This is a genomic window from Bradyrhizobium sp. WSM2793 (assembly GCF_000379585.1).
Taxonomy (GTDB): domain Bacteria; phylum Pseudomonadota; class Alphaproteobacteria; order Rhizobiales; family Xanthobacteraceae; genus Bradyrhizobium.
The window spans coordinates 53,907-65,431 of sequence record NZ_KB902807.1; the positions used below are offsets into that span (position 1 = coordinate 53,907).

The window sequence follows — 11,525 nt, forward strand, 5'->3', positions numbered from 1 at the left end:
GTCCTCCTTATTGTCGCTTGCGAGCGATCGCCCGGCGGGCGGCTTCCGCAATGCTTTGCGGTGTGATGCCGAATTCGCGGTACAGCACCGGCGCCGGCGCCGAGGCGCCGAAGCCGCGCATGCCGACGAATTCGCCCTCAGTGCCGATCCAGCGCGACCAGTCGCCCTGCACGGCCGCCTCGATCCCGACGCGCGGCGCGGTGCCGAGCACGCTGGCGCGGTATTCGTCCGGCTGCTCCTCGAACAGGGCGAAGCAAGGCGCGGACACCACGGCGGCGCGGATGTGCTCGGTCGCGAGCAGGCGGGCGGCTTCCAGTGCAATCGAGACTTCCGAACCGGTTGCGATCAGCGTCACGTCGCGGCCGCCGTCCGGCGATACGACGAGATAGGCGCCGTGTGCGACACGGTTTCTGCCGCGGGCATCGCTACGGAAGGTCGGCAACGCCTGCCGCGACAGGCACAGCACGGACGGACGATTCTCGGAATTGAGCGCGCAATCCCAGGCCTCCAGCGTCTCCACCGCGTCGGCGGGACGGAACACCAGCAGGTTCGGAATCACCCGCAGCGCGGCAAGGTGTTCGACCGGCTGGTGCGTCGGGCCGTCCTCGCCGAGGCCGATGGAGTCGTGGGTCATCACATGGATGACGCGCAGCCGCATCAGCGCCGCGAGGCGGATCGCCGGCCGGCTGTAGTCGGAGAACGCGAGGAACGTGCCGCCGTATGGGATGAAGCCGCCGTGCAGCGCGAGGCCGTTCATCGCGGCGGCCATGCCGTGCTCGCGAATGCCGTAGTGGATGTAGTCGCCGGCGAACGCGCCATTCTTGACCGGAGCCTGCACCTTGGCGTGCGTCAGATTCGAATGCGTCAGGTCCGCGGAGCCGCCGACCAGGCCGGCAATCGTCCCGGCGATGCCGTCGAGCACCTGTTGCGAGGCCTGCCGCGTCGCGAGCTTCGGCCGCTCGGACGCAAAGCGTTCGCGCAATTTCGCCGCGGCCATCGCATAGGCGGCTGGCAGGGCAACCGCCTTGCCTTCGATGAACATGTCGCGCTGCTCGGCCGTCGCGCATTCATAGCGATCGAGCCAGGCGAGCCGATCGACCTGGCCGCGTTGCCCGATCATCCGCCACGCCTTCTGGACGGTAACAGGCACCACGAAGGGCTGATAGTCCCAGCCCAACGTCCGGCGCGCCGCCGCGGTCTGCTCGGTGCCGAGCGGCGCACCATGGGCTTTCTCCGTGCCCTGCCGATCAGGCGCGCCGTAGCCGATGATGGTGCGACAGGCGATCAGCGACGGCTTTGCGGTCTCGCGCTCCTCTGCGATTGCCTGCGCAATCGCTTCGGGATCGTGGCCATCGATGCTGCGCACCGACCAGCCGGAGGCGGCGAAACGCGCCAGCTGGTCGTCGGACGTTGCCAGCGAGGTCGGCCCGTCGATCGAGATGCCATTGTCGTCGAACAGCACGATCAGGCGACCGAGCCCGAGATGCCCGGCGAGCGAGAGCGCCTCCTGGCTGAGGCCCTCCATCAGGCAGCCATCACCGGCGATGACATAGGTGAAATGATCGACGAGACCGTCGCCATGTCGCGCGTTGGCCATCCGCTCGGCGAGCGCCATGCCGACCGCGGTCGCGATCCCCTGCCCCAGTGGCCCTGTCGTCATCTCGACGCCCGGCGTGTGACCATATTCCGGATGGCCCGGCGTCTTGGAGCCCCATTGCCGGAAGGCCTTGATGTCATCGAGGCTGACGTCGCCGCCGGTCAGATGCAGCAATGCGTAGAGCAGCATCGAGCCGTGGCCCGCCGACAGCACAAAGCGGTCGCGGTCCGGCCAGTTGGGGTGCGCCGAGTCGAACTTCAGGAAGCGCGAGAACAGCACGGTTGCGACATCGGCCATGCCCATGGGCAGGCCGGGATGGCCGGACTGCGACGTCTCGATGGCGTCGACCGCGAGGAAGCGGACGGCATTTGCGAGATCGTTGTGCGTGACCGCATTGAGGTCGGCTTCGGCGTGGACGGAGATGTTCATCGGGTTCTCTCCTCGTTCACTTCAAGCTGCGCTTGCGCTCGATGAGCTGCATGATCAGCGGCGTCAGGATCAGCTGCATCGCGAGATCTAGCTTCGCGCCGGGGCACACGATCGAGTTCGCGCGCGACATCCAGCTCTGCGGCAGCATCGAGAGCAGATAGGGGAAGTCGATGCCGCGCGGGTTCTTGAAGCGGATCACCACCATCGATTCGTCCGGCGTCGGGATCCAGCGCGCGATGAACGGATTGGAGGTGTCCACCGTCGGCACGCGCTGGAAGTTGATGTCGGTCTCGGTGAATTGCGGGCAGATGTAGTGGATGTAGTCGGGCATCCGCCGCAGGATGGTGTCGGTGACCGCCTCGGTCGAATAGCCCCGCGCGCTGCGATCGCGGTGCAGCTTCTGGATCCATTCGAGATTGATGACCGGCACGACGCCGATCTTGAGGTCGGCATAGCGCGCGACATTGACCTTGTCGGTGACGACGGCACCGTGCAGGCCCTCGTAGAACAACAGGTCCGAATTCTCCGGCAGTCGCTTCCAGTCGGTGAAGGTGCCGGGCGCCGCGCCATGCAGCGCGGACTCCTCGGCGTCATGCACGTAATGCCGTGTCGTCGCCGTGCCGGTCTCGCCATAGTCGCGGAACGCGCGCTCCAGCTCCTCGAACAAATTGGTCTCGGGGCTGAAATGGCTGAAATGCTTGTTGCCGCGATCGGCCTCCTTCGCCATCTGCGCGCGCATCTCGGCGCGGTCGTAGCGATGAAACGCGTCACCCTCGATGTAGGCCGCGTTGACCTTCTCGCGGAAAAATATCTGCTCGAAGGTCTTCTTGACCGAGGTGGTGCCGGCGCCGGAGGAGCCGGTGATGGAGATGATCGGATGCTTCCTGGACATCGGAGGCCCTCCTTACAGCCGGAAGAATCCGCGCCGCGCGAACAGCGGCGCTGAGACGCTGGCGACCAGCAGCGGATCGCAATGCAGCTCCTCGACCCGGCGCACCTCGTTGCTCGATCCCATGATCAACGGCACGCGCTGGTGCAGGCTCTGCGCCGAGAGATCGAGGATGCGCTCGCGCCCCGTCGTGGCGGAGCCGCCGGCCTGCTCGATGATCATGGCCATCGGATGCGCTTCGTAAGTCAGGCGCAGGCGGCCGTCGCCGTAGCCGGCACGCGCGTCCGAGGGATAGAGGAAGATGCCGCCGCGGGTGAGGATGCGGTAGGCCTCGGCGACCAGCGAGCCGACCCAGCGCATGTTGAAATTGTGGTTGGCTGGCCCCTCGACGCCGGCGAGGCACTCGTCGACGAAGGCACGCACCGGCGAATCCCAGTGCCGGCGGTTCGACGCGTTGATCGCGAACTCCTCGCAGGCCTCGGCGATCTGCGCGCCGCTGCGCGCGAGGCGGAAGCAGCCCGCCTTGCGATCGAGCGTGAAGATGTCGACGCCTTCGCCGAGCGTCAGCACCAGGGAGGTCTGCGGCCCGTAGGTGACGAAGCCTGCCGCAAGCTGCGCCGAGCCGCGCTGATGGAAGGCGAGCGAGAGATCATCGGGCGCGGGCAGGATCGAGAAGATCGTGCCGACCGTCATGTTGATGTCGATATTGGAGGAGCCGTCGAGCGGATCGATCGCAATGCAGATCTTCGCCTCGCGATCGCCGATCTGGGCCTCGCGCATCTCTTCCGAGGCGAGCGCCGCGACCGGCAGCTTGCTGAGGCAGCGGCGCAGGATCGCATCCGCCTGCACGTCGAGATCGCGCTGGACGTCGCCGTCGCTGTTGCGGCCGGTGGTCAGGCCGGAAGCGTCCGCGAGATCGCCGGTGGCGATCAGGTCGGCGATCTCGATCGCCGCTGCTGCGATGGCATCGACCGCGGCCGCCACGGCGAGGGCGTGAGGTGCGGTCTCGGAATACCGTTGAAGGTGGTCGTCCAGCCTCAGTTGCCCGGTCATCTGCGCATCCCCTTTGCCGGCGCCGTATCCAGTTCCCTCCCCTCTGGAGGTCGGTACGGTCAGTCCCGGCATCAGGAGATTGACAGGGGCGACTTAATAAGGAAAATTTCTATTCATAATGAGCGTCAAAGAATTTTCTTATAATGGCCCTGGCCACGCGGCGGCCCAGCTCCGGCATCTGACGATCCGGCAGCTGCGTTCGCTTGCGGCGCTCTCGGCCAAGGGCAGCGTGACGGCCGCGTCCGGCCATCTCGGGCTGACCCAGCCGGCCGTGACCCAGCAACTCCGGCAGCTTCAGGACCTCGCCGGCCTGCCGCTGGTGCAGCGGACCGGCGACGGCATGCTGCTGACCGAGGCGGGCAAGGAGGTGCTGACGCTGGCCGAACGCGTCGAGGCCGCTATCATGGACTGCCAGGGCGCCCTCGATCTGCTCGCCGGGCGGACCGGCGGCACCGTGCATCTCGGCGCGGTCTCGACCGCGAAATATTTCGTGCCGCATGCGATCGCGGCGTTCTCCAAGCGGTATCCCAAGATCGAGATCAAGCTCACCATCGGCAATCGCGAGGAGATCCGCGAGGCCATGCACGGCTATGACCTCGATTTCGCGGTGATGGGTCGGCCACCGGCCGACGTCACGGTCGACGTCCGCCAGCTCGGGCGCAATCCGCACATCATCGTCGCGCGCAAGGGGCACTGGCTGGAGAACGATTCCGGCCTCAACCTGACCGACCTCGTGCACGAGACCTTCCTCACCCGCGAACCCGGTTCGGGCACACGGACGCTGATGGAGGGCATGTTCCAGAAGTCCGATCTCGAGCCGATCATCGGCATGGAGATGAGCAGCAACGAGACCATCAAGCAGGCCGTCATCGCCGGGCTCGGCATCGCCTTTATCTCGGCCCACACGGTGGCGCATGAGCTCACCGAAGGCCGGCTCATCGTGCTCGATGTCGCGGGCCTGCCGATCGTGCGGCAATGGTACGTGATCCGCCGCAGCGACAAGGTGCTGCTGCCGCCGGCGCAGGCGATGTTCGATTTTCTGGGCTCGGAAGGGTCGAACTATCTGCCCGACGTGCCCGACTTCGGCGCGCGATAACCAGCCCGCGTTCAGCTCATCAGCTTCATGGCAACGGTCGCCGCCAGAATCACGATGATCTGGAGCAGACGCTCGGTCGTGAAGATGCGGTTGAACGTGATCATTGCTTGCCCCGGCCGACGTGAGGGAGATTTCGGTCGGCCCGTTGCTAGCACAGGCACCCAGCCAGACAACTCCGTAATTGCCACGGGTGCCGCTTGCCGCCGGCCTGTTGCGAGGAGATCGCACGTCATCCCCTCCCCGGCAGACGGTCGATCCACCATGCGAGATCGCGCGCGGCGCCCTCCTCGAATCCGATGATCGGCACGCCCGCAGTCACGCCGCGGAGGTGGCGGACGTCGGCGGCAATGATCGGCTCGGCGTCGACTCCCGTTGCATCGACGGCGCCGAACCTGACCAGATGCCTTGCGTCGAGCAGACCTGCGACATGCTCGATCACGCTGCGCAGGCTGCGCACTTCGCCACTGGCGAGATTGACGACGCCGGAGATTTCGCTGTCGAGCACGGCGGCGATCATCTGCGCGAGGTCATCGACATAGACGAAATCGCGCAGCTGCCCGCCATGCGAGCAATCGAAATTCGCTCCTGCGCGAAGGCTCCGGATCAGCGAAGGGATCAGGCGCGCCTCGGGCTCGTGCGGCCCGAACGGGACAAACACGCGGCCCCAGGCGGCGCCTGCCGCGATATAGGCCTCAGCCGTAGCGAGCTTGGCCTGTCCGTACAATGTCGTCGGACGGCATTGGCTGGTGCGTTCCTCACAGAGGCCGCTCTGCGGTCCGTATTCGAGGCAGCTTCCAATGCCGAGGATGCGCTTGGTGCCGCAGGCTCGCGCGCGCGACAGCAGGTCAATGCTCGCCTCTGCCCAGAGACGGTTGACTGGATCCTCGCGATAACGGCCCGGCCGGGCTTCCCAGGCGAGATGAACCAAATGGGTCGGACGCGATGCGGATAGCGCATGCGCGCGGCCGGCTTCGGTGAGAAGATCGACCGCGTGCCACGTTACGCCGGCCATCGTCGGTTGAGCCGCGCGCGCGATGCCGTGGACCTCGAAGCCGCGACCAGCCAGCGCAGGCAGCAGCGCCCGGCCGACGAAGCCCGACGCGCCCGTGACCAGCACCCGCCTCATGAGAGACACGGCAGCGCGCGGTCGCGCGCGGACAGGATCGGATCGGCAAGCGGCCAATCGATCGCCAGCGATGGATCGTCCCAGCGAATGCCGGCCGCGCCTTGCGCGTCATAGGGCACATCGATGCAATACATCAGCTCGGTCCCATCGACGAGTGTCTGGAAGCCGTGCGCGCATCCAGCGGGAATGAACACGGCATTGCGGCGATCGGCGGCGAGCTCGACCGAGCACCATTGTCCGTAGGTCGGCAGCGAGCGACGCAGATCGACGATCACGTCGAAGGCACGGCCGGCCACGCATCGCACCAGCTTGGCCTCCGGCCGGCCCGCCTGGTAATGCAGGCCGCGCAACGTGCCGGCGCGTTCGTTGCGCGACAGGCTGTGTTGCGCGAAATGCGTCGGCAGGCCCTGCGCCGCGAAGGCCTCAGCGTCGAACAGCCGGGCGAAGAATCCGCGCGCGTCGGTCTCCGGCTCGATCCCGATTTCAATTACGCCTGGGAGAGCCAATGCAGTGAACTTCATCCCGGGCCTCCGCGCCGCGACACCGCCGTTGCGAACGTCGGTTCACCGAAACGCCTTTTCGGTTGCATCACGCGCAACCTTGTCGGAATTTCCGTGGCTTGAGGGAATTCACTAACAGCCGCGGCACGACGGCACAACGGGACGATCCGTTCATGGACAGGCACCGATGCCGCTTTTGCGCGCAGGAGCTCGACGAGACCTTCGTCGATCTCGGCCTGTCGCCTTTGGCGAACTCTTATCTGCCGCCGGAGCAGGCGGATGCGACCGAGCCGACCTATCCGCTGCATGCCCGTGCGTGCGGTGCCTGCGGGCTGGTGCAGCTTCCGCAATTCGAGCCTGCGGCCAACATCTTCGCGCAGTATCTCTACTACTCGTCCTATTCCGAGAGCTGGCTGCGACACGCGGAGAGTTACGCCGCCGAGATGATCACCCGCGCGAAGCTCGGCGCAGCGTCCGAGGTGATCGAGATCGCCAGCAATGACGGATATCTGCTGCAATATTTCCAGCGCGCCGGCATCCGCGCGCTCGGAATCGAGCCGGCCAGCGGCCCGGCGGCCGCTGCGATCGCCAAGGGCATCCCGACCCGGACCTGCTATTTCGGCGGCGATGTCGCGACCGCGCTGCGCGCCGAAGGCCACGGGCCCGAGCTGATCGTCGCCAACAACGTGCTGCCGCACGTCCCCGACATCAACGATTTCGTCGCGGGCCTGCGCATTCTCCTGCCCGAGACCGGGCGCGCGACGCTGGAGCTTCCGCATCTGTTGCATCTGATCGAAGCCATCCAGTTCGACACGATCTATCACGAGCATCTGTCGTACTGCGACCCTCGAGACGGTCTTTCGCGCACACGCCTTGCGCGTTTTCGATGTGGATGAATTGCCGACGCATGGCGGCTCGCTCCGTCTGCACGTCTGCAGCGAGACTGCGCCTCCGAGAGCCTCGCCTGCACTCGAGAATTTGCGCCTGCGCGAGACCATGGCGGGGCTCGACCAGCCCGCGATCTATCGTGATTTTCAGGCGAAGGTGGCGGCCAAGCGCGAGACGATCCGCGACTTCCTCGTCGCGGCGGGGCGCGCGGGCAAGACGGTGCTGGCTTACGGCGCGCCCGCGAAGGGCAACACGCTGCTCAATTATTGCGGCGTCACGCGCGAGCTGATTCCGTTCACCGTGGACCGCAATCCGCACAAGCAGGGCCTGCTGCTGCCGGGAACGCATCTGCCGATCCGCGATCCCGCCGCCCTGATCGCGGCCAGGCCTGATTACGTCTTCATCCTGCCGTGGAATCTGAAGGACGAGATCATCGGCCAGCTGGCGGAGGTTCGCTCCTGGGGCGGACAATTCGTGGTGCCCGCACCCGATCTGACGATCATATCGTGAGCGATGGTTAACAATCAGGCTGCGAGCGGAGCGGCGTAGTCCGCGCGCAACGCGAAATAGGCTTCCAGCTCCGACAACGCCCGCGCTTCCCAATCCTTCGCCTGCTCCAGCAGCGACCAGCTCTGGCCCGGGCGGAACGCAGCGGTCTGGCGATAGAGCGATGCGATACCGCGGTAGCGCCGCACATTCTCCAAGATGGCTTGACCGTTCATGTCCGAAAACTCCCTCGTCATTCCCGGGGGAGAACCTGCGGCCAAATCTTTTTCGAAAAGTTAGCGGCGCGCGGCAAGCTTGCGGATGGTTGCCGGACTGTTGCGCGCAGGCAACGCGCACCGTCGTGCAAAGGCGAATTATTGCGGATTCGTTGCCGCGCTCTCGCCCGGGGACTTCAGCCCGCCCTGGCTGACGATCCTCATGGTCTCGCGGCAGAGATCGGCGAGGCCAATCAGCAGTACCGCGAGCAGACAGAACAGGTTGATGGAATCGGTATTTGCGCTGCTCAGCGCGTTGAACTCGAAGAAGGGCGGAATGAACGCCCACCACACCAGGGGAATGGTGAACAGCGCGGCAAATCCCGCCGCCGGCGTGCCCGCAACGATGCCGAGCATGAACAGGCCGGGCAGGAATGCTGCAAAATAGAGCTTTGCGCCGAGCGCGACGCAAATGCCCTGAAATGCAGCCGACATGGCGACAACGACGCATCCGAGCAGAAACGCCTGCCACGACCATGGCCGTACCCGCGGTACGCCAAACAGCCCCGCACGCCTCATCAGCCTCCCCCTGCCGCCCATTAACCTGGCCCGCTTGAGACCAAAGTACTACAGCGGCACCGAAATCGCGAGACGGAAATTGCGCCGCCCGCGGCTTCGTCTGCGAGCCTTGGTAAACGCCCGCATCGCACAATTGCCGCGGCCGGCGGCTATTCGGTCGCCGCATAGAGCAATCCGACGACGGGCAGAGCGAGGCCGATGGCCGATGCGAGCGTCCAGCCGCCTTGCGCGAAAGCCCAGGCGCCGACCGCGGAGCCGGCTGCACCGGCCGTGAAGAACGTCGCCATGTAGAGCCCGTTGAGGCGGCTGCGGTGCTCGTGCCCGAGCGCGAAGATAGCGCGGAAGCCGAGCACGACGTTGCCCTGGACACCGACGTCGATGGCAATCGCCGCCGCAACCAGGCAGACCAGGTTCAGCATCGAGCCGGGCGCGCCGAGATAGGTCACGAGGAAGCCCCCGGCCGCGAGCAACATCGCGACCAGCGTCGCGATGCGGCTGTGGCCGCGATCGGCGAGCCGTCCGGCGATGGGCGCCGCGAACACGCCGGCCACGCCGGCCAGCGCGAACAACGCGATGCCGCGCTGGGTGAAGCCGAACGCGCCCGCAAGCTGGAGCGGCGCCACCGTCCAGAACAAAGTGAAGCAGCCGAACAGGCTCGCCTGGTAGAGCGCCCGGCGCCGCAGCAGCGGCGTCGCCCGCACCAGATGCGGCATCGACAGCAACAGTTCGCCATAGTGCATCCGCGTCACCGGCTTGCGGTTCGGCAGCGTCATCCAGAGCACGGCCGTCAGCACGATCATCAACGCGGCGGAAGCGAAGAACACGGCGTGCCACGACAGCGCCGCGGTGACGAAGCTCGACACCGGACGCGCCAGCATGATGCCGAGCATCAGGCCGGTCGAGACATTGCCGACGACACGGCCGCGGATGGCTTCCGGCGCCAGATGCGCGGCGTAGGGAATGATGATCTGCACCGCGACCGAGCCGAGGCCGATGAACAGCGCGGCGATCAGGAACGGCAGCGCATGGGTGGCGAACGCGGCGGCGAGCAGGGCCGCGGCGCCGAGCGTGATGACGGAGCAGATCAGGATACGGTTCTCGACGAGATCGCCGAGCGGCACGATCAGCAGCAGCCCGGTGCCGTAGCCGATCTGCGTCATGGTGACGATCAGCCCGGCCGCTGCGTGCGACAGGCCGAGCGCGGCGCTGATCGGGGCGATCAGGGGCTGCGCGTAGTAGATGTTGGCCGCGATCATGCCACAGGCCGCGGCAAGCACGAAGGTCAGGCGCTGCGACACCGCATCCGGCCCGGGCGCGGTCTCGATCGTGGCATTCATCGTCATGACGTACGGTCTCCGAAATCGGGAACGATCGTTCCCTAACAAGTCAAAAGTTCAGGCGAGCAGTTTCATCGCGACGCCGACGAGGCGGGTCCCGTCGAGCGGCAGGCGCGCCTTGCCGACGACACGCAGGCCCTGCGTGATGCAGATCATCAGCCGCGCGGTGTCGTCAGCCGCAACATGACCGGGAATCGAGCCGTCGGCCTGCCCTTCGCGAATGAGGCCGGCGATGAAGTCTTCGTTGGTCTTGAGCTGCGCGCCGACGCGGGCGGCGACGACGGAATCGACCGCCGACAACTCGACCGCGCTGCCGACCACGAGGCAGCCGCGCCGTCCCTCAGTGCCCTGGGACTGCGCGACATAGGACAGCAGCAAATTGCGGACCCGATCGCGTCCGTTTGTGCCGCGCGCGGCGGCACTGCGGGTCTGCTCCTGGCGCAGCGCCGTATACCGCTCGAAGGCAGCCAGGAACACCGCATGCTTGTCGCGAAACGCCTTGTAGATACTCCCCGTCGCCAGCCGCATCGCCGCGGCGAGGTCGCCGATGGAGGTCGCATGATAGCCGCGCTCGCGAAACACCCGCACGGCGCGGTCCAGCGCCGTATCCATGTCGAATTCCCGGGGACGACCGGGCGGACGGGCGGCAGACGGGGATCGGCGGGCGGCTTTTTGCATTGCGGGATATTAGGGAATGATTGTTTCCTAATAAAGACAATTGGTTGTGATCCCGTCATCCTGAGGCGCGAGTGATGGGGCGCGAAGCGCTCCATCGGGAGCCTCGAAGGAGCACGGCCGAGCTGGCAGCCGGGCCGTCGCCCTTCGAGGCTTGCTCCGCGGCGCGGTTGCGCCGCCGAGCGCGCACCTCAGGGCGACGGTCATGGAGTGAGATCTCGCTGCTTCAGCATCGTCATTGCGATGTTCTAGTGCAAATCCCAGCGGCGGTGCCGTAGGGTGGGCAAAGGCGCATAGCGCCGTGCCCGCGATCTCCGTCCATAAGCAACAAGCCGTGGGCACGCTGCGCTTTGCCCACCCTACGAGATCGAGATTGTGGCACGCAGCTCAGCTCACAGACATGCCTTCGCGGCCTCGCGGCTTCATTCGCCCGAGCTTTGCTTGGTCTCGCGACCCTCTCATCCAAGAGGGCGCAGGGAAGGCCGGGTGCCGGCTCGCACCCGCGGTCCGCTGCGCGAAAAGCACGCGCAGGAAGAACCGCACAGCAGCATACAGGTGTGGCCGATCACTCGGCCTTCCCTGCGCAGTGGCTGGACGGCTTATGCCGTGATCTCCCGGGAGCCGACCATTCCTTCTGGCCTCCCTCGCCCCGCGA

The 11,525-nt window shown here is 66.3% G+C and carries 10 protein-coding genes and 1 pseudogene; 2 read left to right on the forward strand and 9 right to left on the reverse strand.

Annotated features, from left to right (window positions below):
* Nucleotides 1-7 precede the first annotated feature (7 nt).
* From tkt to A3AS_RS0133025, 3 genes are read right to left on the reverse strand one after another with little or no spacing between them, the layout of a single operon-like run.
* Nucleotides 8-2,026 carry a transketolase gene (gene tkt / locus A3AS_RS0133015; RefSeq protein ID WP_018321764.1) on the reverse strand — a complete coding sequence of 673 codons (2,019 nt, stop codon included), beginning with the start codon at nucleotides 2,024-2,026 and terminating at the stop codon, nucleotides 8-10.
* Nucleotides 2,027-2,042: 16 nt separating this feature from the next.
* Nucleotides 2,043-2,918 (reverse strand): phosphoribulokinase, encoded by an 876-nt coding sequence (locus A3AS_RS0133020; protein WP_018321765.1) that lies wholly within the window; start codon nucleotides 2,916-2,918, stop codon nucleotides 2,043-2,045.
* 12 nt (nucleotides 2,919-2,930) lie between these two features.
* Nucleotides 2,931-3,968, reverse strand: a complete 1,038-nt coding sequence (locus A3AS_RS0133025; protein WP_018321766.1) for a class 1 fructose-bisphosphatase — start codon at nucleotides 3,966-3,968, stop codon at nucleotides 2,931-2,933.
* A 118-nt stretch (nucleotides 3,969-4,086) separates the two neighbouring features.
* Here A3AS_RS0133025 and A3AS_RS0133030 point away from each other — a divergent pair, with 118 nt between their 5' ends.
* Nucleotides 4,087-5,064 carry a LysR family transcriptional regulator gene (locus tag A3AS_RS0133030; RefSeq protein ID WP_018321767.1) on the forward strand — a complete coding sequence of 326 codons (978 nt, stop codon included), beginning with the start codon at nucleotides 4,087-4,089 and terminating at the stop codon, nucleotides 5,062-5,064.
* Between the two features lie 229 nt (nucleotides 5,065-5,293).
* On the opposite strand, the gene A3AS_RS0133040 is transcribed toward A3AS_RS0133030, so the two are convergent.
* Complete coding sequence (locus tag A3AS_RS0133040) at nucleotides 5,294-6,190, reverse strand: NAD(P)-dependent oxidoreductase (RefSeq protein WP_018321769.1); 897 nt, start codon at nucleotides 6,188-6,190, stop codon at nucleotides 5,294-5,296.
* Entirely contained in the window at nucleotides 6,187-6,711 is a 525-nt protein-coding gene (gene rfbC / locus A3AS_RS0133045) for a dTDP-4-dehydrorhamnose 3,5-epimerase (protein WP_018321770.1), read from the reverse strand. Before rfbC ends, A3AS_RS0133040 begins: the two co-directional genes overlap by 4 nt.
* Before the next feature lie 152 nt (nucleotides 6,712-6,863).
* On the opposite strand from rfbC, the pseudogene A3AS_RS0133050 reads away from it, so the two are divergent.
* Nucleotides 6,864-8,088, forward strand: a pseudogene (locus tag A3AS_RS0133050) (methyltransferase domain-containing protein).
* A gap of 14 nt (nucleotides 8,089-8,102) precedes the next feature.
* On the opposite strand, the gene A3AS_RS0133055 reads toward A3AS_RS0133050, so the two are convergent.
* The 4 genes from A3AS_RS0133055 to A3AS_RS0133070 form a co-directional block, all read right to left on the reverse strand.
* Entirely contained in the window at nucleotides 8,103-8,300 is a 198-nt protein-coding gene (locus A3AS_RS0133055) for a hypothetical protein (RefSeq protein WP_026202615.1), read from the reverse strand.
* A gap of 138 nt (nucleotides 8,301-8,438) precedes the next feature.
* Nucleotides 8,439-8,858: a hypothetical protein gene (locus tag A3AS_RS0133060; RefSeq protein ID WP_018321773.1), complete on the reverse strand. Its 420-nt coding sequence runs from the start codon at nucleotides 8,856-8,858 to the stop codon at nucleotides 8,439-8,441.
* A gap of 149 nt (nucleotides 8,859-9,007) precedes the next feature.
* A complete protein-coding gene (locus A3AS_RS0133065) occupies nucleotides 9,008-10,201 on the reverse strand; it encodes an MFS transporter (RefSeq protein WP_018321774.1) in 1,194 nt (397 codons plus the stop codon).
* 51 nt (nucleotides 10,202-10,252) lie between these two features.
* Complete coding sequence (locus A3AS_RS0133070) at nucleotides 10,253-10,873, reverse strand: TetR family transcriptional regulator (RefSeq protein WP_018321775.1); 621 nt, start codon at nucleotides 10,871-10,873, stop codon at nucleotides 10,253-10,255.
* Nucleotides 10,874-11,525 lie beyond the last annotated feature (652 nt).

Excerpts from the sequence above, each read along its gene's own strand:
- tkt (WP_018321764.1), bottom strand. The coding sequence starts at position 2,026 with ATGAACATCTCCGTCCACGCCGAAGCCGACCTCAATGCGGTCACGCAC.
- A3AS_RS0133020 (WP_018321765.1), bottom strand. The coding sequence starts at position 2,918 with ATGTCCAGGAAGCATCCGATCATCTCCATCACCGGCTCCTCCGGCGCC.
- A3AS_RS0133025 (WP_018321766.1), bottom strand. The coding sequence starts at position 3,968 with ATGACCGGGCAACTGAGGCTGGACGACCACCTTCAACGGTATTCCGAG.
- A3AS_RS0133030 (WP_018321767.1), top strand. The coding sequence starts at position 4,087 with ATGAGCGTCAAAGAATTTTCTTATAATGGCCCTGGCCACGCGGCGGCC.
- A3AS_RS0133040 (WP_018321769.1), bottom strand. The coding sequence starts at position 6,190 with ATGAGGCGGGTGCTGGTCACGGGCGCGTCGGGCTTCGTCGGCCGGGCG.
- rfbC (WP_018321770.1), bottom strand. The coding sequence starts at position 6,711 with ATGAAGTTCACTGCATTGGCTCTCCCAGGCGTAATTGAAATCGGGATC.
- A3AS_RS0133055 (WP_026202615.1), bottom strand. The coding sequence starts at position 8,300 with ATGAACGGTCAAGCCATCTTGGAGAATGTGCGGCGCTACCGCGGTATC.
- A3AS_RS0133060 (WP_018321773.1), bottom strand. The coding sequence starts at position 8,858 with ATGAGGCGTGCGGGGCTGTTTGGCGTACCGCGGGTACGGCCATGGTCG.
- A3AS_RS0133065 (WP_018321774.1), bottom strand. The coding sequence starts at position 10,201 with ATGACGATGAATGCCACGATCGAGACCGCGCCCGGGCCGGATGCGGTG.
- A3AS_RS0133070 (WP_018321775.1), bottom strand. The coding sequence starts at position 10,873 with ATGCAAAAAGCCGCCCGCCGATCCCCGTCTGCCGCCCGTCCGCCCGGT.